The organism is Paenibacillus graminis, assembly GCF_000758705.1.
GTDB classification, from domain to species: Bacteria; Bacillota; Bacilli; order Paenibacillales; family Paenibacillaceae; genus Paenibacillus_AQ; species Paenibacillus_AQ graminis.
Genome location: NZ_CP009287.1, coordinates 7,073,042 through 7,097,749, shown reverse-complemented (window position 1 = coordinate 7,097,749; position 24,708 = coordinate 7,073,042). Strand labels below are relative to the sequence as shown.

Sequence of the window (24,708 nt, the reverse complement as noted above, 5' to 3'; positions counted from 1 at the left end):
CTGCGCTTACCTGTAGAATAATTTTCTTGACAAACGTTTCAACACTTATCCTTTTAGTATAACTGGAACCCGACGAGAATACTTTGCTGAAAAGCTCAAATGGCTTGTTCATTTAGCTCCAAACGAGCAAGTTTTCCTGGATACTATTTTCGACTATGAAGATGACCGGGATTTACTGCGAAAAACAGAATCGTGCCTGTTAAGTGATAATAAAGTAAAAATGCCTATCACCATCTGCGCCTCGAATTCCGCGTAAGTGATTTTACCCAAAGCCAAATCCATGCTATGAAGGTAAATCTGTTCTGTTTTCGAATAGTCGCGCACCACTTTCAGCGATACAGGATATCAAAAAAAGCTCAAACGCTACTGACAAACCGCTGTCAGTAGCGTTGTTGTATGCTGGATTCAGCGTAAGAAAAAGGAGATGGGTTCAGCAATGAATACGGAGGATTTGTTCGAGACGGGAAAGCCTTCCTATTGGATAGGCGTCGTCTCGGCATCGCATGTACAACGCGGGGTTAGTGGCGGCTTCGCCCAAATGTGTCACGGTAAATCTGCACCATTACGCAGAATGCAACCTGGGGATTGGCTTGTGTACTATTCTCCTCGAACAGAGATAAGAGAAGGCGAGCCATTGCAAGCGTTCACCGCCATTGGCCGGGTTTTGGACGACCATGTGTACGAATATGCGATGTCCGCGACGTTCGTACCTTACCGGCGGAATATCGAATATGTTCCCTGCCAAGAAGCAAGAATCGAAGGCTTGCTTGATCGGCTTTCCTTCACCCGAGGCAAACGGAATTGGGGCTACCCGTTCCGTACCGGCCATTTTGAGATAAACCAAGAAGATTTCTTTACTATCGCGGAAGCGATGCATGCAGCCATCCAATAAAGAGATGGCCTTTTAACTTGCCGTTACAGACAGCGCGGAGAACCGTATCATAAGTAACGGCAAGTTTTTTCAGGAGATCTCGCAGCGGGCTAGGAGAAGTACTTTGCCACACATGGGTTGGGGAAGGGCCACATATTGACGGAAGTGGCCAGTTCGAACATGCTTTTGTATGGTATCCAAGAGGACGAATAGGAGCAACCTACTATAAAAACATTCACTAGAGGAATGGTTTATCCCTCATCGTTACATATTCCTCTATTCTGCACTTGAAACTACAAGTTCATTTTGTTCCGATATTGTGACGGGGTCATTCCAGTCCACCGCTTGAACTGTCGGCTAAAGTGCGAGACATCATAATAGCCTAGGTTGTAAGCGACCTCTTCTATTGATTTGTGGTCGTCAAGCAGCATGAACTTGGCGTTATCCAGAATTAAGGAGGACAAATATTGACGAGGGGACATGCCAAATGTTTGACTAAAGATTCGGTACAGATAAGTTCTGCTTATAGCAAGTTCTGCTGCGATTTTGGAAACCACATTCGTAAGCTGCCTTTCCATAGAAGGCTCATGACGGGTGATGGATTGAGGGGCTAACTTCATGATTCTCTCGGAGGCAAAGTGCGCCATTTGGATATTGCGAATGGAGGTGTCTGGGCTTCGTTTTGTTTCGGAGTCGGACAAGCACTTGCTCATCTCTCCAAACAAGCTGATGGAGGCAGAAACGATATCTAATCGACTTGCCAAACAATTTTTATTCTTGTCGTCGCAAAGCTGGATTAATTTTTCGATGCTTTGTCGAATACCGTAAGCGTTCTCAGATTCTTTAGGAAAAAAGGTATTCTCGGTATTACACAGCATCTTTCGGAACAGGATGTCATTCAAGTCGAAATGAAGACAGAAATAAGTCAATCCTGACTCAGAGGCACAGGAATTCTCATGTATTTCGAACGGTCGAATAATAATAAAGTCCCCGGCTTGCAAAATATGACGCTGATTATTCAGTTTGCAAATTTGGACGCCTTCAATGACATAATTGATTTCGAAGATCGACTCCTCATGGGCGGGATAGGACCAACTGGCAGGAACCTTTCGCCAGTGGGCTTCATGTACATATAACGAAGTGTGTATATTGGGCAGATAATATTCTTCATATTCATGTGTCCGCTGATGAGAGAATTTGGACTTTATTATCATTACAATCACGCCCCCTTCACAAGGTTCTCGCTTCCTGAGTTCATCATATCCTCACTTACATATTTTGTCACCATTCATTAAAAACCATATCAAAACTAAAGTAGTTTAACAGTAAAGTATGTGCATCAAATGGACAAATAACGAATGATTTCATACATAGTGTGAACAGATGAAGTGAATTATAATTTGATTATGTAAACGCTTACCATAAGAGCGGTTATTAATATTTCTGACAAGAGGGGTGTGTTATGAAAAAGTGTTGGAGCAGTTTGCTGGCCATCGTTATGGTACTGAACATTTTCACCTTCATTGGCGGTGCCGAAGTACAGGCCGCTACATTCATTTCGAAGTATGAGGCGGAGTCGATGACGAAGGCGGGAAGCTATACCAGTAATATTTCGTCGCCATTTACCGGGGTTGCGCTGTATGCGAACAATGATCTTGTCAAGAATAGCACCACCTTCGCGACCATTCCGGGGAAATACGAAATGCGGGTAAGAGGAGCGTCGAGTAATTCGTCCGCAGCAGGTGTCTCCGTCTACGTCGGGGGAAGCAAGAAAGCATCGCTTTCATTCACGGGTACGACCCCTGCTATTCAGTCGGTATTATTCGATGTGACGTCCGGCACCAGCAGTCAAGAAGTACAGCTTAAGCTTGAGACAGACAACGGATCGAACGATACGTTGATCGACTACTACGAGCTTTATTTCGACAGTGTTCCTGCGCTGTTGCCTCCCGCCCCGGTTCCTCCGATAACCGGGGCCTTTTATTCCGGGGTTTACCGTAATCTGTTCAAGGAATTTGGCAAGTCCGATGCGGAGATTGACGCAAAGGTCAATACCGCGTTTCAGCAGCTGTTCTACGGGGATAACGACACTCAGAGGATCTACTACCCTGTAGGTACGGACATGGCTTATATTCTTGACAAAGCGAACAACGATGTTCGCAGCGAGGGTATGTCTTACGGGATGATGATCGCCGTCCAGCTCGACAAGAAGGCGGAATTCGATCGTCTCTGGAAATGGGCCAAGACCTATATGCAGAACACAAGCGGAACACAGCAAGGTTATTTTGCTTGGCAGGTAGACACAAGTGGCAACAAAATCGACACAAACCCGGCTTCAGATGGCGAAGAATATTTCATCACGGCCTTGCTCTTCGCAGCTAATCGCTGGGGAAGCGGTACGGGAATCTACAATTACAGCACTGAGGCGCAGACATTGCTTGACCGGGTTCTAACTCCAAACAGCGATCAGAAGACTTTGTTTGACCTGACACAGAAGCAAGTCGTTTTCGTCCCATATGGCAGTGCAGCCGGATTTTCAGACCCCTCCTATCATCTGCCAGCGTTTTATGAACTCTGGGCACTCTGGGATAATAACAACAACCAACTCTGGCGCGATGCAGCCGCGACAAGCCGTGAGTTCTTTAAGAAACAGGCTCATTCTACCACAGGATTAGGGCCGGACTATGCGGAATTCGACGGCAGACCGAATAATACTGGAAACCATGGCGACTTCCGATTCGACGCGTGGCGAACGATTATGAATGTGGCGATGGACTATCACTGGTTCGCCAAGGATTCCTGGCAGAAAACCTATGCAGATCGTGTTCAGAACTTCTTTCATGGTCAGGGCATTGGTGCTTATGCGAACCAATATTCGCTAAGCGGATCATCACTTTCGACGGACCACTCTCCAGGCCTTGTAGCAACCAATGCAGTAGGGACACTTGCAGCAACAACAACAAAGTCATGGGAGTTCGTAAATGAGTTTTGGAATACTTCCATTCCTTCCGGTCAATATCGCTATTATGACGGCTGTTTGTATATGCTGAGCCTTCTGCATGCCAGCGGCAACTTTAAAATTTACAAGCCAAGCGGCGGTGGAACGAATCCGCCACCAAGCGACACTCAGGTACCAACGGCACCGACAGGTCTGAGCTCGCCGAGCAAATCCGATACGTCCGTATCCTTGACATGGAATGCATCATCCGACAATATTGGGGTTACCGGCTATGAAATCTTCCGCGGCACGACGCCTTGCGGCACGACAGCCTCTACGTCCTATACTTGTACGGAGTTAAGTCCAAACACAAGCTACAGCTTTACTGTCAAGGCGATGGATGCTGCAGGCAACGTGTCGGCTCCGAGCAGCGCTCTCTCCGTAACCACAAATGCGAGTAGCGGCAGTGGCAATGAAACTATCGTATGGTCCGATTCCTTTGAGAGTGGGAGCAGCAATTGGTCGTATTTCAGCGGCAACTGGTCTGTTGTCACGGACCGAACAAAAGTGTATTCGAGCGGCGTTTTATGACACGGGCTTATCTCGCGTACAAAGCCAAAGCTGGAGCAATTATTCATATGAGGCCAAAGTTAAAGTCCAAGATGTAAATACAGGAAACCGAACCAACCTTCAAATCGGTATTGCTGGCCGTCTGCAAAACCAGAGTGATTTCTATATCGCTTACTTCAACGGCAGCCAAAGCATTGTTCTGGCTAAAGTCGTGAACGGCAGTTGGACCACAATCGGTTCGTATGCCGGCAACTATACGGAAGACAGTTATCACACGGTTAAACTGAGCATGCTCGGAACGAGCATCAAAGTGTCAGTGGGTGGAACGGAGCGGATTTCCACGACAGATGCTCAATTTGCTTCTGGAACTATCGGTGTCTTTGCTTCCCAAGGTACCGGCCGATTCGACGATGTAAAGATATCACAATAAAACGGGCAAAAGCGACGGTACGGCAAAAAGTATGGAAGAACGAAAGGCCATCCTTTGCGGGATGGCCTTTTGGTCAAAACTTGCCGTTACAGACAGCGTGGTGAACCGTATCATAAGTAGGGCGAAAATAATTTATTTCTATTATCCTTAAATCAGTGTAAAATATAGGAATAAAATATGCGAAAATGGGGAACTAATGTGTCTGATCAGTTAAGCAGAGCATTCTATGAACTTAACTATAAAGTTGCATACCTCTCTGGAATTCGCGATAGCTGAAGTCAACCGCTCTAAGTTCCAATACGTTGTAACAATGAATTCGGATACACAACCAAAAAGTTCTAAAGAAGACGTCGATTTTCTTGATTATGTCTTGCCTGTCAGGTTAACTGATGAAACTCAAAGTGGTGGTTTGTTTGGAGTGAGATTTTAGTACTTCATATGATCATGTATATACAAAAAAGTTCAGGTCTTGACCTGAACTTTTTTTGAGGAGTAATTTGCTAATAGAGTGTTACGGAGAACGTATCATAAGTAACTACAAATTTTTTTTAATTTATGGGTATAAGGAGAAAAAAATGACTGAATTACTAGCTCCAGCAGGAAATATGGAGGCTTTAAAAGCTGCAATTTCTAATGGTTGTGATGCAATATACTTAGGAATGCAAAAATTTGGTGCACGTGCATACTCATCTAATTTTGATTTAGAATCGTTAAAAGAGGCTATTACGTATGCGCACCTGAGGGACGTTAAAATCTATGTTACGATGAATACCATCGTTTTCGAAAACGAAGTGGAAGAGATGAAAGAGCAGATCCGCGAATTAAATGAAATCGGTGTGGATGGCATTATCGTCCAGGACCTGAGTGCTTTCGATTATATCGTTAAAAACTTTCTTGATATGGAAGCACATTGTTCAACTCAAATGGGAATAGACGATGTAAACGGAACTTTATTATTTAAAGAACTTGGTGCTAAAAGAGTTGTTCTGTCCCGTGAGGTTGAGATTAAAAAAGTAAAAGAGATCAAAAGAATAGCTGAAATACCTTTAGAAATATTCGTTCACGGTGCTTTATGTGTATCTTATTCGGGAAACTGTCTCATGTCAGGATTAATCGGCTATCGATGCGCAAATCGCGGAAGATGTGTGGGTTCATGCCGTAAGGAGTATGAACTAATGGATAAGACAACAGATACATCTTTAGGGAAAAACCATATTCTATCTACTAAGGACTTAAACACAATTGATTATATTGATGATTTAAAAGAAATCGATTCTTTAAAAATAGAAGGTCGAATGAAAGTGCCTACATATGTTGCTAATGTTGTATCCAAATATCGCCTGGCCTTAGATCATAAAATAACCGAAGAAGATAAAGAACATCTGAAAAAAACATTCAATCGAACCTTTACTAAAGGATATTTATTTCGCGAGGATAAGAGAAATATTACAAACATCTCAAGACCGAATAACTTTGGTTATAGAATTGGAACCATTAGCAAGATGGTTAAAGACATGTATGAACTAACACTTACTCGTACTTTAAATCAAAACGACACCATCCGGATAAGTCACAACCAGGAGGATGTTAATTTAACTGTTGTAAAGCTGTACGATAAAGATGGTGAATTAATCAACAAAGCAGATCATGTCTGCTACATCAAAATCAAAGAAAAGTTGTCTGTGGGCGATCTAGTATATAAAACGAAGGATTATTTTTATAACAAAGAATTAGAAGCATCACTGGAAAAAGAATTTAAGCGGTTTAGCCTAGATATTAGAGTATATGCAAGTCCAGATTCAAAGCTTCACATAGATGCGGAGGGCTTGGGCCATCATTATTCATATGAAAGCGAGGAAATGCTAGGCGAAGCCATTAATAATCCAACAACAAAAGAGCAGGTAATCAAGCAATTTTCCAGATTAAATGATACGATATTCGAGCTTAATCATGTTGAGTTTGAGGAATGCAATGCATTTATTCCAGCTAAACTGTTAAATGCAGCAAGAAGAGATATTGTCCTGGGCTTATATGACTTAAAGCTTAACAGCCAAGAGAAAAGAACCAAGGCTTTGGAAGCAAAAGAAAAAATAAGCTTTGCCCCTGTAAAACCGTACCTTACGGCCTCTGTAACAACGAAGGAACAGTATGATGCTTGCGTGAGCTGTGGAATTAAGGAAATCTATTTTGAAAACGTGGTTAGAAGAAATCAGAATAATTATAAGGACAAAGAAGGGCAGCTGCTGATCGGAGGATATGGTGGGATTTATCACTACAGAGAAACGAATCCGTTTGTTACGGACTATTCTCTAAATGTCGTTAATGCTACTAGTTGCTCTGAATTATTTAAATTAGGTGCAAAACGAGTCACTTTATCCTATGAATTGAATAAGAGCCAAATGGAGGATTTAATGAATGCCTATTATGAAGAAAATGATGGCTATCCTGCACTGGAAATGATTGTATATGGTAGGACTCCTTTGATGTTTACCAAATACTGCCCGATGAAAAAAATGAATCAATGCAGAATTTGCAAAACGAGGAGCTATGAGTTAAAAGATGAGCACGGAACGTTCCCTATCATTTCCCATGAGGATTGTACAACGACGCTCCTTAATGGGAAGACGCTTAATCTTTTAGATGAGCTACAAACCATCAAAGGAATCGAGGCGTTCCGATTAAACTTCACCGTTGAATCAAAAGAGCAGGTTGTGAAAATCATTAATATGGCCTCTGGCAAATTAAATGGCTCCATGAATCATGCTGTCTTTAATCAGGAAACAGACACAAGAGGACATTTTAATAAAGAGATTATATAGCTAGCCAACCACTATCGTTTTTATGAAAGGAACAGTATGATACACGTTGATAACTTATCCTTCTCGTTTCCGCAAAAGGATCTGTATAAGGACATTTCGTTTAAGCTTGAAGAGGGGCAACATTGCGCATTTATCGGAACAAGCGGCAGTGGAAAAAGTACACTGATTGATATGCTGATCGATCCAGAAAGGTATTTGTTCGAGGGCAAGTTAGCGATAGACCCGAATTGTAAAATCGGGTATGTCAGTCAGTTCTCGCAAGTAGACAAGCCTAAAGAAACAACCGTTTTTGAATATATCGGGGAAGCATTTATCAAGATACAAGATGAAATCACCTCCATTTATGCTGAAATGGAAACCACATCGGACATCGATGCGCTGCTGGAAAAGGTTGAACTCGCTTTGGAAGCCTTCGATTCAATCGGCGGGAATGATTTTGAAAGCAACATCCATAAGAAATTAAATCTGGCCAACCTCATGAAGCTAAAGGATCTTAAATTATCCGAGCTGAGCGGCGGGGAATTCAAGCTTATTCAAGTGATAAAGGAAATGCTCAACAGTCCGGACTTGATGATTATGGACGAGCCGGATGTGTTTTTAGACTTTGAAAACCTAAATGCGCTTAAAAAATTGATTAATGCGCATAAAGGAATGCTGCTGGTCGTTACACACAACCGATATTTGTTGAATCATTGTTTTAACAAAATCATACACCTTGAAAACAAGGAGATCCAAGAGTTTGACGGGCGATATATTGAGTATAAATTCTCATTGCTTCAGACTAAAGTGGAGCTGCAGGAACTCGCAATTGCTGAAGAGGAAGAAATCGAGCGTAACGATAACATCATCGATAATCTTAGAGCGATCGCGACTTATAATTCAGAAGCTTCCAGAGGCAAAGCGTTAAAAGCCAGAGTCAAGTTTCAAGAAAGATTGGAAGCGCGTAGAATCAAAGTGCCGTTTGTTGATATCAAGCAGCCGGATATTACGTTTGGTATGGATCATGAAATGCAAGACACCACTGTTGTAAGCGTCCATGATTATAGCCTTGCCTTTAATGAGCTGCTTTTAGAAAAGGTTAACTTTGAGATTATGTCTACAGATAAAGTAGCCATTATCGGTCCAAACGGTACCGGGAAAACGACTTTGCTCCGAGAAATCTTTACAAACAATCATGAGTCGATCGAAATCAATGCTGATGCTAAAGTGGCTTATTTATCTCAGCTTCATGGCGAAACGCTAAAAGATTCCCACACCATAATGGATGAGTTCATCGATGCTGGGTTTAAAACGTACGACGAGATCAGAGCGTATCTTTCAAACTATGATTTTGAAGGAGAAATCCTCGATCAAAAGATTGAATCTTTGTCTGGTGGAGAAAAAAACATGCTTCAGTTGGCCAAAGTGTCTGCCAGCAAAGCAAACGTACTGCTTCTTGACGAACCGACCAGTCATTTGGATATCTATGCACAGATCGCACTGGAGAAAGCCATCCAAGACTATAAAGGTGCGATTCTGATGATTTCTCATGATTTCTATTCGGTCGTAAACGGCATGCATTATGTGTTAATCATTGACGATAAGAAGATTAGAAAAATGAGCATGCGAAAATTTAGACAAATGATTTATGCGAGCCACTTTAATAAAGACTATTTGGAAGCGGAACAAAAGAAAAAGTCGGTTGAAATGAAAATAGAGCTGGCTTTAAAAGATAAGAATTTTGAAGTTGCAAAAGGTTTGGTCAATGAGCTGGAAGAGATCATTAAGCTGCTTTAAATCATAATGCTCAGTCTTGATAGCTCTAAATTAGCTTATGAATCGCCATAGTTGAGGCATTTTTTTATTTCGTTGTTAAAGAAATAATTCGAAAGAAGACGGTTGTCCAAAAGTATTCAAACTGAAAATTGAAACGGACCCACGCAAGTATACGGTTCCGGCTAGAGGAAGCCAGAGCTACAAGGCGTTGTACAAACAGCGAACGGCGGTAGAGCGGGTCAACGCCTATACCAAAGAATTTTTTCAGCTAAACAACATTCGCCATCGAGGGGGGCGTTAGCCAAGGTCGATTTCGAGACTTCGTGCCTGTTGTACACGTTGAGCAAACTGGCGGTAGACCGGATAGACCAACAAATGAACAAAATCCAGAAGGTTTCCTGAGGGAGAACCGTATCCGTAGGGACGGTTCAAATCCCGCCCAAATCCCATAGGAGATCAGTCTGTCTTTTATTCTAAACCAATGATTGGGGGTTTCTAAACGAGTGTGGATTTCATTATGAAATTGACTCAGATTAATAGCCTTTTTGCGTAAGCACCTTGGAGCTACGAAGACTTCACAATGTAATATTCATTATTCTGCTTCGGTGTAGAATACTTTAAGTAGAATATTCTGCGAATAATTCCCAAAATACTCCCCGAAAATAGTAAGTCCACCTTTGTTTTTAGAATTAGCATCAATGCTAATCTTCAACTTGATGAAGGGGGAATCTTCGATCTTTAAATTGGCAAGTGTAACCGATGATATTTTTTGACCGTCTATTCCAGTATCTTTTTTCGTGACTCTTAAATGTTTTAGAAGGCCATACTGGCTTAGTTTGTTATCCCACCAGGTTGGTGTTAATTTCCCGCGCACATCTGAAAAATTTCCTGGAGCAGTCCAGGTGCCTAAAAAAACATCGTTTATATAAAAAGCGATATCACTCGGCCAATTATTGTTGGATTCAGGAAACTCTGAAGAAAGTTCTAAGGATAACTCTAATAATTCCGCAGTATAGTTTTTGTTAAAATCATTCGGAATAATATATTCAACGAAGCCCTCCGCAAACCAAAGTAATGACGCATCGATCCGGTCATTGGATACGAATGCCCGTTGATCATCTAACTTTCCGATTACTTTATTTTGGCTAGCTAATCCACATGTAGGGGTGACTGAAAAATTAGAATAGTATCCAAGCTTGATTTCATTTGTAATTACATTAAAAGGAAGATGGAGTTTTTTTGGTAAGTTAATGGAAATATGATCAACAGCAAGAATAAAATTCTTCTTTCTGCTATCGGTAACCTTTAAGTTTTCCTGGAGCTTGATTATCTTGGCGTCCTCTAGTAATCGGATATGGCGTGAGACGATAGCTTTGCTTAACTTCAGTTTTTTGGCGAGCTCACTGACATTAAGAGGCGTATGTAACAATAATTTGAGAATTGAAGCTCTTGTGTCAGATGCCAGTGCTTTCAAAACAGAAATACCATTCTCATCGAGTTCTAAGAACATATGTACCTCCTCACTTGGAAAAGTATATATTTACTAGCGGAATCAACCTCATAAATCTAGCTTCTAGCGGCTGTTGAACATTATAACTCACATTTCTTACCCCGCCAATACTTTCCGTAGCAGCTTATGGGTTACTTGAGGATTTAAGCTGCGAAAGTTGAGTGAGTCAGTTGTGAAGTTCTTGAAATATCAAGTGTACAACATATTGTTAACTTTTTTGTTTACAATATAAGAGCTAGTTAAGCGGTGATTTTTTTTTGTATACCACAAAGTTGAAAATTAGGAATAACGTTGATACAAGCTTGAAAGAACGCTTACATGATGATAGTATCTGGTTGCTTGGACAAGTGAAACAAAAGAAAACAAGTTAATTTAGAGGTGCCCTGTCCTGGGTGTTATTCATTATGATTATGATATTCACGGCCATCCTGTTCAAAACGTCAAGTAAATGGGTGTTTTATGCTGACGGAGGGAAATAACATGGAGCAAGCAATGAGAAACAAAAATAACAGAAATGAGTACAGTAAAAGAAAATTTGTTGTATATTTCAAGTATTTCTTTTTGATAATAGGGACTTTAATTATGCTTTATCCGATTCTCTGGTTATTTGGGGCATCTTTTAAGAGTAATACAGAGATTTTTAAATCAATATGGTTTATGCCTAAGTCTTTTGATTTCACACCTTATATCGAAGGATGGAAGACTTCCAGCCAGTATACATTTGGAACCTACTTTTTAAACTCTTTTTTGATTGTAATTCCAAAAGTGTTATTAACTTTGATTTCTTGTATTCTGGCTGCATATGGATTTGCAAGATTTAACTTTGCTATGAAAAAAGTGCTGTTTCCGGTGATGATTGCTACTCTTTTTCTACCAGGAATCGTTACTAGAGTACCCATGTATATTTTTTGGAAGAATGTGGGTCTTTTGGACACTTATATCCCGCTAATTGCCAATTCAGCATTTGCTTGTGATACTTTTTTTGTATATATGTTGTTCAATTTTTAAGAACGATTCCCGGGGAGCTGGACGAGGCAGCAACAATAGACGGGTGTAACTCTTTTAAAATTTTAATTAAAGTTTTGCTTCCTATTCTTAAACCTACCCTTATTACAGTGGCTTTATTCCAGTTCATGTGGACATTTACTGAGTTTCAGGGGCCTTTAATTTATATTTCTTCAGTCGAGAAGTATCCTGTTTCAATTGCGCTTCGCATGGCGATGGATACGACATCTGTTGATTTTAGCTGGAATAAAAATATTGCTATGTCGATTATAGGGTTAATACCTTCCATTGTAGTATATTTCTCTGCTCAAAAACACTTTATTGGCGGTTCTACAGCAGGCGGAATTAAAGGATGATACCAGATAAAGAACTGGCCAATGCAGCAAGATATAAATGGATAGGATAGGAGATGAAGATAGATGTCTTTTAGGATGGAATATCCGCGTCCACAGTTAGTTAGAGACGCATGGCTTAACTTAAATGGAGCATGGCAATTTGAATTTGATGACAGGAATGCTGGAACTGCACAGCGATGGTTTGATCCAAGTGAAAATTTTAGCCAGACAATTCAAGTGCCATTTGCTTTTCAAACACCAGCAAGTGGAATACACGACACCTCTTTTCATGACTATGTCTGGTATAAGCGTAATTTTACACTTGATTCAGGTTGGTATAAGAAGCGTGTTGTATTACATTTTGGAGCGGTAGATTATAGAGCCTGGGTTTATGTGAACGGCCATTATATCGGCATGCACGAGGGAGGACACACTCCATTTTCTTTTGATATTACGCATGCATTAACCGGAGAGGAGGAACAGGTGACTGTTCGTGTTGAGGACCCTTCCAAGGATGAAACTATACCCCGGGGAAAACAGTTCTGGTTAGAGAAGCCAGATAGCATCTGGTATACCCGCACGACAGGGATTTGGCAGACAGTGTGGCTGGAGGCGGTAAACCCTGTTTATATTCATCAGGTGAAATTTCAACCCGATTTAGATCAAGGGAGCATTGGCATAGAAGTTAAATCTGAGGGGTATGGTTCAGAAGAATTAGATTTGGATATTCGTATTTCTTTTCGAGGAGTACCTGTTATTCAGGATCGAGTACGATTGTTGCAGCCAATAACACGTCGAATGGTAAATCTATTTGGTTTGAATATATTTCGAACAAACTTTCATCATGCTGGCTGGACATGGACTCCGGAAACTCCTAATTTGTTTGATGTTAAAATGAAGCTTTACGATCATGGGGTTGAGGTGGATTGTATTACATCGTATTTTGGCATGCGGAAAATTCATGCAGAGAATGGTATGGTCTATCTGAATAACAAACCTTATTATCAAAAGCTTGTATTGGACCAAGGCTACTGGCAGGAAGGATTACTTACTGCGCCAACGGATGAACACCTGAGGAAAGATATTGAATTAGCCAAAGAATTAGGGTTTAACGGTTGCCGTAAACATCAAAAGGTAGAAGACCCGCGATTTTTATACTGGGCAGATCGAATAGGGTTCCTTGTATGGGGAGAATGTGCTGCCAACGCCTCTTTTAATAGTGATGCTGTAGCCCGGTTAACCAAAGAATGGATTGAAATTATTGACCGTGATTTCAATCATCCATCTATTGTTGCATGGGTTCCGCTTAACGAAAGCTGGGGAATTCCGATGGTGAAATCGAATGAGAAGCAGCAGTATCACAGCTTAGCCATGTATAGTCTTATTCATTCATTGGATGATACCCGATTAGTGATATCGAATGATGGATGGGAAATGACACTAACTGACATTTGTGCAGTACACAATTATCAGCATGGCAGAGCAGATGAGTTGGATAAGTATGAAGAATTTAAGCGAATTCTTTCCACGAAGGAAACGATGCTTGCTTCAAAGCCATCAGCTCGCAGTGTATATGCAGATGGTTACCAACATCGGGGAGAGCCAATCTTGTTAACTGAATTTGGTGGTATAAGCTATAAGGCTGGCGCTGACGATGGTTGGGGATATACCAGTGCACAATCTTCAGAAGATCTTGTTCTAGAATATGAAAGAATTATGAAGGCTATATACGCTTCTAAGATTATTTATGGTTATTGTTATACGCAGTTAACAGATGTTGAGCAAGAAATTAACGGTCTATTGGCATATGATCGAACACCTAAATGCGATATGTCGTTAATTAAAGAAATTAATAGTCAATGGCATCTACGGACAGTTTAGTATATACAGTCATAGGTAAGAATGCACAAGCTTGCTTTCGGAACATATTTAATGATAAGGAGTTTATGAATCCATGACAAATGAGATACTGCTTCAAAAAATTGGACTGGTAGTAGACAAGCTTATGAATCTGGGTGGTAGCGACTATGAAAAGGATAAAACTGTGGTTCAGGCCGATACAAAATTAGGGATTGTGCAACGGGATTTCGGAATTGAAGAATGGGACTGGCCTCAGGGCATCGGTCTTTATGGTCTTTACAAGCTACAGAAGTATTACAGCGATCACCGCTATTTAGAATTTTTTCAAAATTGGTATTCCCGTAATCTAGAGATTGGACTGCCTTCAAAAAACATTAATACGACAGCTCCTTATTTGGCTTTGGTTCAGCTCCTGGATCAGCTTGAGCCTTCCAGCCAACTGGAACAGCTATGCCGGGAACATGCGGACTGGCTCGTTCATGAGTTGCCCAAAACCAAAGAAGGAGGCTTTCAGCATACGGTCACTGCCATTGGCAATCGGGATGGAATTCACTTGCACAATGGACAGTTATGGATTGATACGCTCTTTATGGCAGTTCTGTTTCTGAACCAGGCCGGGCGCAAGTTTAACCGGCCGGAGTGGGAGTATGAAGCTCAACACCAGATTTTGCTCCATATCAAGTATTTGTTCGACAAACATACCGGCCTGTTATTCCACGGCTGGAGTTTCGAACGCAATGATAATTTCGGCAGTATCTTCTGGTGCCGCGGAAATTCTTGGTTCACCTATGGTATCGTCGATTACCTGGAAACTTGCCAGGATACGATTAGCCCGGGTATCCGGCAATTTCTGGTTGATACGTATAAAGCTCAGGTCAATGCCTTGGTTTCACTCCAGGCTGCTTCCGGTCTTTGGCATACCGTCCTGCAGGACCCAACCAGCTATGAAGAGGTATCCGGATCGGCCGCAATTGCCGCGGGTATTCTAAAAGGCATTAAAGCCGGTATTCTGGATTCCTCATATCAGGCTGCGGCAGACAAGGCCATTCAGTCGGTGTGTCAAAATATTAGCGGAGATGGAACCGTGCTGAATGTGTCGGCCGGAACCGGTATGGGATTGGATAAAGACCATTACCAGAACATTGCCCTCATGCCAATGGCATACGGACAGTCCTTGGCTCTTATTGCATTGTATGAAGCTTTAAAATAAACCCTGCGTAAGCTCATTTATTCATCTCTTCTTGGATACAAATAGCCTAATTCTTGAGCATTTACGCCAAAGGATTAGGCTATTTATCTTCTTAGTTCGCATACCGCTGCGGCGAGCACGAAGGCGAAGCGGGAGTGGATGACATATTGTCTGCCCGCCCGGTACTACATTATACAGGAGAACATTTACACCATTGGCCTTTTACTTCATTCAATTTGAATGGGAGCAGGAGCCGAAGCCGGAAGAAGCCGCTAGGCTTGCTGGAAGGTGGGCCGTCAAAGATGTTGAGCGCCTGATGTCAACGTGTTCAGCGCGAAGCTCGGCCTGGCGCCGTCGAAATACCGTAAGCAGCACCGCTTATAGCAAGGGATTTGTATAGCAATATTATGAAGGGGCTGATTTGAAGCGGCCTCTTTTGGCATGTGTTGCCTTAACTCAGTAGTAATTATTAAAATCGCAAAACTTGCCGCTTCAACCATCGTAGTGAACCGTACCACAAGTAGGGCGGAATTTTCATATCAAGTTGCTATTTAGGAAGGAGTCACCACTGTTGATTGGAGGTGCTATATCTTGCCTGTTTGGATGAGGGTCTATTAATATCGCGAAGGAAATCGAAGCGAATCTCTTGATCGGATAATTCGAAAGGGCCTTGAAGCTGCTGCTGGAGCATTATTATGATCAAGATATGCCGATGCGATGAGCCAATACGAGGGGGAATGCTTTGTCATTGGGGTGCACACGATTGAAGAAGCCATGTAGGCAGTGAAGCGCATCTTCCTGCGAAAGCTAGTTGATAGACCTGCCAAAAGATAGCCTGTAGGGCTATCTTTTTTGATATAAAGGGAATAGTCGGCAAATGTCGAAGGTAGTCACTATGACAATTCGAGGAGTGAACCCATTTTGCGTAAGCCGATCAATCTTCAACTAATCACTGTACTTGCTTTCTTGCTATGCTTCGTTTCTATTCCATCCGCATTTGCAGAGACCCCACTTATCTCAGACAAAAATTTGGAACAAGCGATTCGAATCGAGTTAAAGAAACCGACTGGCCTCATTACCAAAGAAGATCTACAGACCATGACATCGCTCTATCCCGATGATCCTGAACAGAAAATTATCAGTTTAAGCGGACTAGAGTATGCTGTTAATTTAGAGAGCTTAATGCTCCCAGGGCTTGACATTACCAATATTGAGCCACTTAAAAATTTGCATAAAGTCACTTTCCTAGCTTTGAGCGGCAACCAAATCACTCAAATTGAGCCGCTACAAGAGTTGTCCCAACTGGAGAAGCTTGTTATCGATTCGAATAATATCGAGAAGCTTGATGCACTAGCGGAATTAACCAATTTAACGGACTTGTTAATCGGCGATAATCAGCTTAAGGACCTGTCGCCGATTCAATCTTTAGTCAAACTGAAATGGTTGGACATAAGCGATAACCAAATCCAGTCCCTTGAACCGCTAAGAGATCACCCGGAACTAGAACATTTATACTTTGTGAATAATCAGGTTCAAGATATTAGCGTCTTAACAAGTCTTCCGAAGCTCAAGGAGGTTTCACTCAGTAATAACCCTCTGAATGCGAATGCAGAAAAAATCCTGACCGAACTTGCTGCCAAAGGGGTTAAAGTGCTTGAAGAAGATGATGATCGACCGGCACCACCTTCAGATCGGAACGGAATCATGGTGCTGTTGAATGGGGAGAACGTTAAATTCCAAATCCCACCTATCCGGCAAAATGGATCTGTACTTGTTCCGTTCCGCGCTATTTTCGAAGCGTTAGGACTAAAGGTTGACTGGGATCCAAAAACGCAAACAATCACCGGAAGCAAACTAGGTACGCTTATCAAACTTAAAGTGGGTTCAACTACTGCTGAGATCAATGGCAAGCAGAAAAAACTGACAGTAGCCCCTTCTAATATCAAGGGCAGCACCTACGTTCCATTACGTTTTATCGGCGAAGCAGTGGATGCGAAGGTGAACTGGCTGGCTAAGATTCAAGCAGTCACAATTAATACGAAGCAGCCATTTGCGACCAAAGACAAAAAGATCCAAATTACAGCCTACGGCGACTGGAGTGACAGAACATCTTCTATTGAGAATACTGGAGATCATCAGCTTATCTTATTCTCATTTGAGATGAGCATGCTGGTTATTCAGCATAAAAGTAAGAGCGATTTAGATATGAACTTCGAACAATATGTTAGCTTGGCCAAAAAAGATATAACGGACAGAAATGCGGTGAAAATCAATGAGCAGTCCGTGAAGTTGGGGGAAATCGATGCGAAGCAGCTGACCTATAGCTTAAGCAGCAAAAATGAAACAATGGAATTTCGAATGATTCTATTCGAGCAAAACAATGAAATCTATTCCCTATTGTTAGCTTCTCCATCGCAGGTTAGCAAACAAGCCAACGCCGATTTCAACGAAATATTAAAAAGTATAAAATTAAACTAGCATATTCCCTGTGACCACGTCTATTGCACCCTCCGAGATTGTTTTCATTATCGTGTGGATCGACGAGCTAGCCGGACTCCGACACTGCCAGCTGACATTCCGTTTGGGAATACCTTTAGGGCTTGCTCTCAATAACTGGCACAGGGTGTCTGATTTTCTACATCAGATACCCTGCAGTGTTCACGTAGGATTACGCTGCGATTACCTAGTATTTACTATGTCTTCTTTCGTAAGTTCTTGGTATAGGGTAAGTTTCTCTTCGGCGAGTGAAATCATGTAATTAATCTCTTGTCGCCTGGATTCCAGTCCCATCAGATGCTTCTCAAGGATTTCAATCCGCTTTTTTAAGGTGGGATTATAATTAGAAGGATTCTCCCCTTGTTGAATTTTATCCATTACACAGCCCTCACGAGTAAATTCCGTAATCTCCTCAAGCGATAAGCCCAATTTTTTTAGTTTATTTAGACATTGGATGTAGGAAACCTCGCTTTCTTTGTAGACACGTGCCCCTCCATTACTACGCTTGGGTTCATGTAGCACCCCGATTTTTTCATAATAACGAATCGTGTAAGGAGTTAATCCCGTTTTTTCTGACACTTGACTTATTGTAAGCATCCGATTTCTGCCCCTCCTTTTTAATGCTGATATTGAAAAATATTATACAGCTTTCAGTCAACTCAAAGCCAATGTTTACAATTGACCCTAACTTCACCCTGAAAATCCTCTTGACTTCCAGTTGACTCTAACTTGTAAGTTAACTTTACTATTGTTAAAGGGGTGTAACAATGAACAACGAATATTTTACGATTCAACAAGCATCGGAAGGTATCTGGGGTGCTATTTCGGTTCCAGGCAGCGGTTCTCTGGGGAATGCAGCAATTATTGATCTTGGGGATTTAACCGTTGTAGTGGATACAACCAACCTGCCGCATTCTGGTATTTTGTTACGCCATACTGCTGAACAATTAACAAACAAACCGGTTAAATATGTAGTGAATACACATTTTCATGGAGATCATGTCAACGGCAATCAGGAATTTATGAAAAGCGAATTTATATCTACCGTTTGGACAAGAGATTTGCTTTCTGATATGGGTGAAGTGAATATTGATCTCATGCAGGAAAACATTCAAAAGATAATAACTAGCTTAAATCATGTACGTTCAAAGCAAATAGATCCCCACATGCTAACTGAAATCGACTATGATCTTTCCGTACAGCGGGCCCTTTATGATGCCATCCCTTCCCTTAGCAGGGTGATACCCACGATAACTTTTGACGATAAACTCGTTATTCAAGGAACAAAGCGAACAATCGAAGTTCTATCTTACGGAGGCGGTCATTCTTTAAGTGATGCTGTTGTGTACGTTCCAGAGGAGCAAACTTTGATTGCTGGTGATTTAATATCGACTAAGACCATTCCGGTCATACCATACGGTAATCCATACGCTTGGATACGCATCCTTAAACGGATTCAAAAAGACCTCAAGGTCGATACTGTCATTCCGGGACACGGAGATGTATCTAATTCAGATCGAATCACGGATGTCATACACTTTTTGGAGAAAACGATCACTTATGTTTCTGGAGCTGTAAAAAGCGGGAAATCAGAGTCTTACTGGCTGGAACAAGGGGTATTAAAAGGCTATGAGGATTGGAATCTGCCCCAGTATTTCAGATGGAACTTTCGCTGGCTCTTTAACAGTATGCTTGTTCAAAACAACAGATGAGACAACAAGCAACACTGTTTGCAAAATAAATATAGAAACGAGGATAAAGTATGAAGTATACCTTATAATTTACCACGAAGAAGGCACCCATCGTGTGCCTTTCGATTTCGCTCAATAGATGATACGGTGAACCGTATCGTAAGTAGGGGCAAGTTTTTCGGTGTGACCCGTTAATTCTGCGTTACCGCATATGTTGTCACTTGCGATAAGAAAACTAGGGGGTGTAATTCCTGATGGATATTGACTACAGTGCGATACGAGATCTTCCTCAAGCAGCGCAGCTATCCGATGAGGACTGGAACCTGTTTGTAGAACGTTCACGAACAAAACGAATCCCTAAAGGAGTCATCCTAATTCAGGCGGGACAATTGGTGAAGCATGCTTATTTTTGCACAATGGGCTTATTTCGCCTGTATTATACGCTTCAAGACGGCAGGGAATATAATGTTGCCTTTACGGTGGAAAATGATTTTGCTACTTCTCATGGTGCCATGGTCATGGGGACGCCTTCTTTCTTTACAATCGAGGCTATGGAAGACTCTGCAGTTATTGAAATATCTTATGATATGCTGAAGGAGTTAGTGGATAAAAGCCATGCATGGGAACGTTTTGTATGTAAGAGTGTTGAAAGATTATATATACGAAAGGAAGAAAGAGAGCGGGAATTGCTTTACCTGTCCGCGAAGGAAAGATATGACGTGTTTTTGGTCAAGTACCCTGGATTGGAACATCGGATTCCTCAGTATCACATTGCGTCCTACTTGGGAATTACCCCTGTTTCTCTGAGCCGGATCCTTCATTCGGAAAAAGATTAACCTATGTTAATGCGAAGCCAGCGCTTTGTCGCTAAAATAAAACAAAAATAAGCAAATAAAGGTGGTTAAGAAATGCGGTACATGATGGTTGTGCTGTTGGAGTTTTATCCTTCCTGGCTTGCATTGCCTCGGGAGGAACGGAGAAAATATGCCGATTCATTGCAGGGGATTATACAAAAATACGATCAGCACGTCAAAGTGCGATTCTTTGATGCAGAAGCGCTGCCTGGAAAAGATTATACGGATTTTGTCCTGTGCGAAACGGTAGACTTAAAGCAGTACCACTATATGTGGGAAGAAATCAGAGACTCGCTCCCGTACACCAAAGGGTATATGAAAATCAAAGATGTTGTGATGGGAATAGAAAACGCGTTTCAATCGTATGAGGCAGAAGTACTGAATATGGGAAGAGATTAACGAGTGTATGATCCAAAATCGTCCTGCAGATTGATAAAATACTAACGAGATGAAAAAGAGGGCCATCCCGCAAAGGATGGCCCTAAAACTTGCCGTTACAGTCAGCGCGATGAACCGTACCATAAGTAGGGGCAAGTTTTTTGGAGAGAAGCTGGCAGGAGCCTGTACTAAAAAAAGCTCACCCGACATCCGGGTGAACTTTTTTATAGAGTGTATAATAATTATTGGGACACAGATACTTCACTCACTAGAGCATGTACATTTTGGTCGGGGTCATGAAAGAACGTCATCCAGGTTGCTGTCTGACCCATCTCAGCGACTTTATGCGGTTTATCCAAAAAATATACATTCCGATTGACTAATGTTTCGTACGCAGAGTTAATATTGTCAACTATGAAATAGAACACAGAACTAGGATGATCGAACTGGGGGTCTTCAGCAATACCCAAGACAATTTGAATACCGTTACATTCAAAAAAGGTCATGTTTGGTATCTGAAATAACAGTTTTAGGCCTAGAGTATCTTGGTAGAATCGAGTAGCAGCTTCAATATCATGTACACGAATGGATACTTGTCTAATACCTTTAATTTGAAATTCTGAATTCATTTAAATATCGCTCCCTTGAAAAATTGTATTTTCCACGCAGTAAATATAACATATGTGGATTAAGCAGTGCTTTTCCAAAATCACTTTTTTCTAAACACCTGGGGCGACCAGTTCTTTGTTTAAAGATCTTATTGAAGGAAGAGGCATTTTGGAAGCCAACACTCAAACTAATCTCTGTTACAGTACATAAAACACGCTAAGTATTTTATTACTAGTGCTTTTCATGGGCTGTTTTGGCCACCTGTTGTGTTGTACTTGGGGGTAGATTATTATAGTTGTATTTAATGATACATATGGAGTGATGATCTTGAGATATAACGAGTACATTCGCCTGAAAACAGGTAGATACCAGTCTGTAGGAAAGTTTGGCGACCATATCTATGCGTATGAAGTCCTAACGGGGATTAACCGCCCTGTCATCTGCAGCCGCTATCTAGGAAGAGCGGAATTAAATACTTCATTGCTTCGTGATATGTAGTCGTATAATTTCAGAAGTCTCACTATTGAAATTTAAAATATACGTCGATTTATGTCTTGAAGGCGATTCGACCATTCCGCAGCGCTATGCACTCATGATGGAGCATAAAGAAGCAGCGCTCGTTAAGCTCGAAGAGGCCCAAAGGCATATTGCCCATTTGGAGGAAAAAACCGTCCTGTATCAAGCCATTCTGGAGCACCGCTCCCCAGACACAACCAATCCTAGTAACTGGGACAAAATTCAATATATGCATGGTGACGTATTTTACTCGCCCTCTAATGGTACTCCTATTTCGTAAAAATAAGGCTCTAAAAGCTATAGTATAATTGCTTATATGAATAACTGAAAAAAAGGGGTGTTAATGATGGCAAGAACGAAGGCCTTTGATACGAATGAAATTCTGTATAAAGCTATGAATGTCTTCGGGAACCGTGGCTATGAGGGCACCTCACTGCCGGATTTGATCACTGGGCTGGGTATTGCCCGCCAAAGCATATATGATACGTACGGAACGAAGTGGGAGTTGTTTTTTGCAGCAGTTAAGCATTACATGGAACAGAAGAATCAGGAATTAAGGGAGCACTGCGATGGGCTGGGAACAGTTGTTGACAAGGTGGAACAAGTATTCACCACAATCATTAAAGTCCTTATAGACCCGGAGCTGCGTCTGCAGTGCTTCATTATTAGCAGCGCTATCGAGCAGGCGCCTCACAATGAAGAGTTGGCGGCTTATCTGCATGCGAATACTGAACTGTCGGAGCAGATCTTTTACACAATGCTGGAACGCGCGGTGGAAGAAGGGGAAATAAGCCAGGAGGTGAACATCCGAGACCTAGCCCAGTTCCTAGTGCATGAGCGGATCGCCTTAATCACATCAGCCAAGCTGGGAATGGATGAGCCAAGGCTGTTTGGCATTCTACAGATGGTACTGTTGGTCTTTCGGACGATACAAGGCAGCAAAGCAATAGATCCCAACTAAATGTAAACCTAAAAGGCTCTCCTAGGGTCATCTTAAATGGTGATGACAGGAGAGCCTTTTATTTTAACGTACCTCTTGGTTGATTAGATGGAAACCATGTCTATGCTCCAAAATGAATTGCTCCAGGGAACGGGGCTCTCGCCCGGTTACACGAAGCACCGTGTCCGTTACCTGATCCTCCATTCCTTCGAGGCGAATACGAACGTCCATTCCGGCCAGGTATTCAGCATAGCTCTCCGGCAAGCCGGCTGCCTTATGCCTCTCTGTGAGTTGCTCCGGTGTAACACGAATATGCTTGGCGTTCAGGCCAGTAACACTGCGGATCACTCCGGCCACATCGTCATAAGTGAGGGATTCTGGTCCAGTAATGATAAGCTCCCTGTTATGGGGCTCCTTGTCGGTAAGGGCATGAAAGCCAACAGCTGCAATATCATCTGCGTCAACGAAGCCTATTTTGCCATCTCCGGCTGCAGTATAGAGGTGCCCGCTTTGGCGCAAGGATTGCCCATGCCCGTGTCTGGCATCCGTTAAGTTCTGCATGAAATAGGAAGGTCGTAATACGGCCCATTCCGGGGCATGCTCACGCAGGTAACGGTGAACGGGTCCGAAGACGGGGCCATTCTCCGGAATCGAGGCACTGGATAACAGGACGAAGCGCCTAACTGAAGCATCAAGTGCTCTGCGGATAAAAGGAATCATGACTTCTTCAGGATGCATACTCGCAGGTGCAACCAGATATACGGCATGGACGTCCTGCAGGAGGTCATCATGGTTGGAGTCATCGAACCAGTCGAATGGGGCATGTTCACCGACCTGTTCATTCCCGGGCTTGGATATACTGCGTCCGGCTCTTCTAATCAGATAGCCCTGACCGTGCAGCAGCTGCGCAATGCGGGAGGAAGTCTTTCCCTGTCCTCCGGTTAGTAGAATATGGGTTGATGTTTCGGTATACATATGGTTACTCCTTTGGTTCTCATTTATGTTCTGTATCAAGTTCATGCCAATGGATTCCAGTAGTCCTGATAGCGGACAATCCTGCCATCTTGAACTTCGACTACGGATATATAACTTTGTTCATAAGGTCTGCCTGTGGCCATATTTTTGCCACTTGCTTCGAACTGAGCAAAGAACACGGGGGCGCCGGCCGCTATATGAATGACTGGTGTGGTGAATGACGTTATTTCAAGCACCTTCCCCAACTTCTCCAGATACTGCTGCAGCGCCGCCTTCCCGTCAAGACGTTTAGGGTTCGGTTCCTGGGCATAAGGAAACTCGAAGACGACATCGTCAGCAAACAAATTGAAAAATGCAGCATAATCCTTATGAATGTAATGGTCTGCAAAAAGATGAATGAGCTGCTTAGCTTGGTCGTAAGACAAGGTATTCATTTCAGTTGCCCCGCTTTCTTAAGAGAATGGGTGCCTTATCCAAATGGTGGGAGGACTAAGCCCACTATATCACTTTCCAGACCAAACAGTCAAATATATTCGGACTGATTGATCAAAAATGTTTTTTAATCTTTACTTTGATAAAAACATAAATGGCTCCTAAAAAGTGGGAGATATTTCAATGAGTTCTTCTTGTGGGGCGCCTGACCCCCCCGTATGCCTGCAGCCAGGTCTCTGGGATGAATGGCTTTGAGCAGTAACCTTCTGCTCCATAGCTTAAAGCCGCTAATACATACTCTATATTTCCTTATAGGAGGTCAGCATGATTCCAAAGGTGAGATCAGGCGGGGGTTGAAGGTGAGTAGGATGAACGATACGCATCCTGGATGCGGTAATTCGGCTTGTAAAACTGGTCGAAACACCGCAGGATATCCCTGTACTTGCGGCTTATGTCATTCGGCTTTCCTTGTATAATAAATTTGACTTAATGTATAGTTTGGTATACATTATGTTTAGTGTATTTTACTTTATTA

At 42.2% G+C, this 24,708-nt stretch carries 21 protein-coding genes and 3 pseudogenes; 17 read left to right on the top strand and 7 right to left on the bottom strand.

Annotated features, from left to right (window positions below; genetic code table 11):
- Window positions 1–231: 231 nt before the first annotated feature.
- Window positions 232–336 (bottom strand): annotated as a pseudogene (locus tag PGRAT_RS33630) (sialate O-acetylesterase); the annotation flags it as partial.
- Window positions 337–436: 100 nt separating this feature from the next.
- On the opposite strand from PGRAT_RS33630, the gene PGRAT_RS30740 reads away from it, so the two are divergent.
- Window positions 437–892 (top strand): EVE domain-containing protein, encoded by a 456-nt coding sequence (locus tag PGRAT_RS30740; RefSeq protein ID WP_025705727.1) that lies wholly within the window; start codon window positions 437–439, stop codon window positions 890–892.
- Window positions 893–1,164: 272 nt separating this feature from the next.
- On the opposite strand, the gene PGRAT_RS30735 is transcribed toward PGRAT_RS30740, so the two are convergent.
- Complete coding sequence (locus tag PGRAT_RS30735) at window positions 1,165–2,085, bottom strand: AraC family transcriptional regulator (protein WP_025705726.1); 921 nt, start codon at window positions 2,083–2,085, stop codon at window positions 1,165–1,167.
- Between the two features lie 248 nt (window positions 2,086–2,333).
- Here PGRAT_RS30735 and PGRAT_RS32900 point away from each other — a divergent pair, with 248 nt between their 5' ends.
- From PGRAT_RS32900 to PGRAT_RS32895, 6 genes and pseudogenes are all read left to right on the top strand, one after another.
- Entirely contained in the window at window positions 2,334–4,400 is a 2,067-nt protein-coding gene (locus tag PGRAT_RS32900; protein WP_025705725.1) for a glycosyl hydrolase family 8, read from the top strand.
- Window positions 4,357–4,809: a hypothetical protein gene (locus tag PGRAT_RS30725; RefSeq protein ID WP_025705724.1), complete on the top strand. Its 453-nt coding sequence runs from the start codon at window positions 4,357–4,359 to the stop codon at window positions 4,807–4,809. The genes PGRAT_RS32900 and PGRAT_RS30725 overlap by 44 nt, the downstream gene beginning before the upstream one ends.
- A 226-nt stretch (window positions 4,810–5,035) precedes the next feature.
- A complete protein-coding gene (locus tag PGRAT_RS35035) occupies window positions 5,036–5,239 on the top strand; it encodes a DUF2326 domain-containing protein (protein ID WP_025705723.1) in 204 nt (67 codons plus the stop codon).
- A 145-nt stretch (window positions 5,240–5,384) separates the two neighbouring features.
- Window positions 5,385–7,628, top strand: a complete 2,244-nt coding sequence (locus tag PGRAT_RS30715; protein WP_025705722.1) for a U32 family peptidase — start codon at window positions 5,385–5,387, stop codon at window positions 7,626–7,628.
- Between the two features lie 36 nt (window positions 7,629–7,664).
- Complete coding sequence (locus PGRAT_RS30710) at window positions 7,665–9,404, top strand: ABC-F family ATP-binding cassette domain-containing protein (RefSeq protein ID WP_025705721.1); 1,740 nt, start codon at window positions 7,665–7,667, stop codon at window positions 9,402–9,404.
- 103 nt (window positions 9,405–9,507) lie between these two features.
- Window positions 9,508–9,785: pseudogene (locus PGRAT_RS32895) on the top strand (IS5/IS1182 family transposase); the annotation flags it as partial.
- 190 nt (window positions 9,786–9,975) lie between these two features.
- On the opposite strand, the gene PGRAT_RS30705 reads toward PGRAT_RS32895, so the two are convergent.
- Window positions 9,976–10,893: an ArsR/SmtB family transcription factor gene (locus PGRAT_RS30705; RefSeq protein WP_025705719.1), complete on the bottom strand. Its 918-nt coding sequence runs from the start codon at window positions 10,891–10,893 to the stop codon at window positions 9,976–9,978.
- A 480-nt stretch (window positions 10,894–11,373) separates the two neighbouring features.
- On the opposite strand from PGRAT_RS30705, the gene PGRAT_RS34135 reads away from it, so the two are divergent.
- The 5 genes from PGRAT_RS34135 to PGRAT_RS30685 all read left to right on the top strand — a co-directional run bounded on the left by PGRAT_RS34135 (window position 11,374) and on the right by PGRAT_RS30685 (window position 17,760).
- Window positions 11,374–11,901 carry a carbohydrate ABC transporter permease gene (locus PGRAT_RS34135; protein WP_202903634.1) on the top strand — a complete coding sequence of 176 codons (528 nt, stop codon included), beginning with the start codon at window positions 11,374–11,376 and terminating at the stop codon, window positions 11,899–11,901.
- A complete protein-coding gene (locus tag PGRAT_RS34130) occupies window positions 11,880–12,254 on the top strand; it encodes an ABC transporter permease subunit (RefSeq protein ID WP_202903635.1) in 375 nt (124 codons plus the stop codon). The genes PGRAT_RS34135 and PGRAT_RS34130 overlap by 22 nt, the downstream gene beginning before the upstream one ends.
- A gap of 63 nt (window positions 12,255–12,317) precedes the next feature.
- On the top strand, window positions 12,318–14,114 hold the full coding sequence (locus PGRAT_RS30695) for a glycoside hydrolase family 2 protein (RefSeq protein ID WP_025705718.1): 1,797 nt from the start codon (window positions 12,318–12,320) through the stop codon (window positions 14,112–14,114).
- Window positions 14,115–14,187: 73 nt separating this feature from the next.
- Window positions 14,188–15,303 (top strand): glycoside hydrolase family 88/105 protein, encoded by a 1,116-nt coding sequence (locus PGRAT_RS30690; protein WP_025705717.1) that lies wholly within the window; start codon window positions 14,188–14,190, stop codon window positions 15,301–15,303.
- Window positions 15,304–16,203: 900 nt separating this feature from the next.
- The gene (locus PGRAT_RS30685; protein WP_025705715.1) at window positions 16,204–17,760 is read left to right on the top strand and encodes a stalk domain-containing protein; all 1,557 of its coding nucleotides are present in this window, start codon (window positions 16,204–16,206) and stop codon (window positions 17,758–17,760) included.
- A 201-nt stretch (window positions 17,761–17,961) separates the two neighbouring features.
- Here the strand turns inward: PGRAT_RS30685 and PGRAT_RS30680 are convergent, their stop codons facing one another.
- Window positions 17,962–18,375, bottom strand: coding sequence for a MerR family transcriptional regulator (locus PGRAT_RS30680; protein ID WP_025705714.1), 414 nt, complete (start codon window positions 18,373–18,375; stop codon window positions 17,962–17,964).
- 170 nt (window positions 18,376–18,545) lie between these two features.
- On the opposite strand from PGRAT_RS30680, the gene PGRAT_RS30675 reads away from it, so the two are divergent.
- From PGRAT_RS30675 to PGRAT_RS30665, 3 genes are all read left to right on the top strand, one after another.
- Window positions 18,546–19,490 (top strand): MBL fold metallo-hydrolase, encoded by a 945-nt coding sequence (locus PGRAT_RS30675; protein WP_025705713.1) that lies wholly within the window; start codon window positions 18,546–18,548, stop codon window positions 19,488–19,490.
- A 233-nt stretch (window positions 19,491–19,723) separates the two neighbouring features.
- Entirely contained in the window at window positions 19,724–20,305 is a 582-nt protein-coding gene (locus PGRAT_RS30670) for a Crp/Fnr family transcriptional regulator (RefSeq protein ID WP_025705712.1), read from the top strand.
- A gap of 72 nt (window positions 20,306–20,377) precedes the next feature.
- A complete protein-coding gene (locus PGRAT_RS30665; protein WP_025705710.1) occupies window positions 20,378–20,722 on the top strand; it encodes a darcynin family protein in 345 nt (114 codons plus the stop codon).
- 221 nt (window positions 20,723–20,943) lie between these two features.
- On the opposite strand, the gene PGRAT_RS30660 is transcribed toward PGRAT_RS30665, so the two are convergent.
- Window positions 20,944–21,330 (bottom strand): VOC family protein, encoded by a 387-nt coding sequence (locus PGRAT_RS30660; RefSeq protein WP_025705709.1) that lies wholly within the window; start codon window positions 21,328–21,330, stop codon window positions 20,944–20,946.
- Window positions 21,331–21,842: 512 nt separating this feature from the next.
- Here PGRAT_RS30660 and PGRAT_RS30655 point away from each other — a divergent pair.
- Together PGRAT_RS30655 and PGRAT_RS30650 are read left to right on the top strand one after the other, a co-directional pair.
- Window positions 21,843–22,106, top strand: a pseudogene (locus PGRAT_RS30655) (MerR family transcriptional regulator); the annotation flags it as partial.
- A gap of 66 nt (window positions 22,107–22,172) precedes the next feature.
- A complete protein-coding gene (locus PGRAT_RS30650) occupies window positions 22,173–22,787 on the top strand; it encodes a TetR/AcrR family transcriptional regulator (RefSeq protein WP_025705707.1) in 615 nt (204 codons plus the stop codon).
- A 63-nt stretch (window positions 22,788–22,850) separates the two neighbouring features.
- On the opposite strand, the gene PGRAT_RS30645 is transcribed toward PGRAT_RS30650, so the two are convergent.
- Both PGRAT_RS30645 and PGRAT_RS30640 read right to left on the bottom strand, forming a co-directional pair.
- A complete protein-coding gene (locus PGRAT_RS30645; RefSeq protein WP_025705706.1) occupies window positions 22,851–23,741 on the bottom strand; it encodes an NmrA family NAD(P)-binding protein in 891 nt (296 codons plus the stop codon).
- 41 nt (window positions 23,742–23,782) lie between these two features.
- On the bottom strand, window positions 23,783–24,175 hold the full coding sequence (locus tag PGRAT_RS30640; RefSeq protein ID WP_025705705.1) for a nuclear transport factor 2 family protein: 393 nt from the start codon (window positions 24,173–24,175) through the stop codon (window positions 23,783–23,785).
- Window positions 24,176–24,708: the final 533 nt, after the last annotated feature.

Excerpts from the sequence above, each read along its gene's own strand:
- PGRAT_RS30740 (WP_025705727.1), top strand. The coding sequence starts at position 437 with ATGAATACGGAGGATTTGTTCGAGACGGGAAAGCCTTCCTATTGGATA.
- PGRAT_RS30735 (WP_025705726.1), bottom strand. The coding sequence starts at position 2,085 with ATGATAATAAAGTCCAAATTCTCTCATCAGCGGACACATGAATATGAA.
- PGRAT_RS32900 (WP_025705725.1), top strand. The coding sequence starts at position 2,334 with ATGAAAAAGTGTTGGAGCAGTTTGCTGGCCATCGTTATGGTACTGAAC.
- PGRAT_RS35035 (WP_025705723.1), top strand. The coding sequence starts at position 5,036 with ATGAACTTAACTATAAAGTTGCATACCTCTCTGGAATTCGCGATAGCT.
- PGRAT_RS30715 (WP_025705722.1), top strand. The coding sequence starts at position 5,385 with ATGACTGAATTACTAGCTCCAGCAGGAAATATGGAGGCTTTAAAAGCT.
- PGRAT_RS30710 (WP_025705721.1), top strand. The coding sequence starts at position 7,665 with ATGATACACGTTGATAACTTATCCTTCTCGTTTCCGCAAAAGGATCTG.
- PGRAT_RS30705 (WP_025705719.1), bottom strand. The coding sequence starts at position 10,893 with ATGTTCTTAGAACTCGATGAGAATGGTATTTCTGTTTTGAAAGCACTG.
- PGRAT_RS34135 (WP_202903634.1), top strand. The coding sequence starts at position 11,374 with ATGGAGCAAGCAATGAGAAACAAAAATAACAGAAATGAGTACAGTAAA.
- PGRAT_RS30695 (WP_025705718.1), top strand. The coding sequence starts at position 12,318 with ATGTCTTTTAGGATGGAATATCCGCGTCCACAGTTAGTTAGAGACGCA.
- PGRAT_RS30690 (WP_025705717.1), top strand. The coding sequence starts at position 14,188 with ATGACAAATGAGATACTGCTTCAAAAAATTGGACTGGTAGTAGACAAG.
- PGRAT_RS30680 (WP_025705714.1), bottom strand. The coding sequence starts at position 18,375 with ATGCTTACAATAAGTCAAGTGTCAGAAAAAACGGGATTAACTCCTTAC.
- PGRAT_RS30675 (WP_025705713.1), top strand. The coding sequence starts at position 18,546 with ATGAACAACGAATATTTTACGATTCAACAAGCATCGGAAGGTATCTGG.
- PGRAT_RS30670 (WP_025705712.1), top strand. The coding sequence starts at position 19,724 with ATGGATATTGACTACAGTGCGATACGAGATCTTCCTCAAGCAGCGCAG.
- PGRAT_RS30665 (WP_025705710.1), top strand. The coding sequence starts at position 20,378 with ATGCGGTACATGATGGTTGTGCTGTTGGAGTTTTATCCTTCCTGGCTT.
- PGRAT_RS30660 (WP_025705709.1), bottom strand. The coding sequence starts at position 21,330 with ATGAATTCAGAATTTCAAATTAAAGGTATTAGACAAGTATCCATTCGT.
- PGRAT_RS30650 (WP_025705707.1), top strand. The coding sequence starts at position 22,173 with ATGGCAAGAACGAAGGCCTTTGATACGAATGAAATTCTGTATAAAGCT.
- PGRAT_RS30645 (WP_025705706.1), bottom strand. The coding sequence starts at position 23,741 with ATGTATACCGAAACATCAACCCATATTCTACTAACCGGAGGACAGGGA.
- PGRAT_RS30640 (WP_025705705.1), bottom strand. The coding sequence starts at position 24,175 with ATGAATACCTTGTCTTACGACCAAGCTAAGCAGCTCATTCATCTTTTT.